The organism is Blautia caecimuris, from assembly GCF_024622975.1.
GTDB lineage: Bacteria > Bacillota > Clostridia > Lachnospirales > Lachnospiraceae > Blautia_A > Blautia_A caecimuris.
On sequence record NZ_JANJZT010000092.1, the window covers coordinates 1 to 1,055 of the forward strand.

Consider the following 1,055-nt stretch of genomic DNA (forward strand, 5'->3'; position numbering starts at 1 on the left):
TTAACCCATTGTGCTAGTTAATATAAAAAACTTCAACAAAATATGTTATCCTATAGCTGTACACCACTACATGCTATGAAAGGAGGCACACATAATGTTGAAGTTCAAAGATGATTATACCACTCTCACAGCAACTTTTGAAGATTTTATTTTGCTTGTTTATACAGTTATTGATGATTTGTATCAACGGTCTGTCCCTGTATGCGTTTCCCAAAGGCGGAATGTGCATACTGCAAAGATGTCTGATTCTGAAATAATTACGCTAAGCATTTGTGGTGAACTCATTGGTATAGATTCTGAAAAGGCATGGTATTCTTTCGTGAAACGTAATTATCGACACCTTTTTCCGCATCTATGCTGCCGCACGCGATTTAACCGAACCAGAAGAGCTCTTTTACAAGTAACGGAACTGCTCCGGCAGAAACTGGCTCAATCCTTCCCAATACCTGACAGCCGTTATTTTGTAATTGACAGCTTCCCTCTTCCAGTCTGCAAATTTGGGCGTGCGCGTTACTGCCGTTCCTTCCGCGAGGATGGCGCAAATTATGGAAAATGTCCATCCAAAAAGGAAACTTATTTCGGGTTCAAAGTACATGCCCTTATTACCATAGAAGGTTATGTAACTGCTTTTGAGATTACGCCCGCATCTGTGGATGACCGGGAAGGACTGCGCGACCTTGCAGAAAACCATCTGCGGGTTACAATATTTGGAGATAAAGGCTATACTGGGGAAAACCTTTTGCAGGATATGCGTGAAAAAGGTATCTGCCTGATGTCTCTCAAACCATCTAATCATAAGAACAACTGGCCAAAAGAAATACGGCAGCTGATCTTCCGCTTCCGTCGTAGGGTGGAAACTGTATTTTCGCAGCTTAGCGAACAGTTAAATGCGGAAAAAGTTCTCGCAAAAAGCTTTCATGGATTATGTACCCGATTACAGAATAAAATTCTGGGGCACAACCTGTGCATGGCATTCAACAGTGTATTTGGAGAACAATGTGATATTGGACAGATAAAACATCTCATCTTCTAAAAAAGTGCTTTCAATTATATAG

1 protein-coding gene is annotated in these 1,055 nt (G+C 40.9%); it reads left to right on the forward strand.

Annotation, left to right across the window (positions count from 1 at the left end):
• Positions 1–94: 94 nt before the first annotated feature.
• Positions 95–1,033, forward strand: a complete 939-nt coding sequence (locus NSA57_RS19465; RefSeq protein ID WP_177276238.1) for an IS982 family transposase — start codon at positions 95–97, stop codon at positions 1,031–1,033.
• Positions 1,034–1,055 lie beyond the last annotated feature (22 nt).

Coding starts and splice junctions, on each gene's coding strand:
- NSA57_RS19465 (WP_177276238.1), top strand. CDS start 95: ATGTTGAAGTTCAAAGATGATTATACCACTCTCACAGCAACTTTTGAA.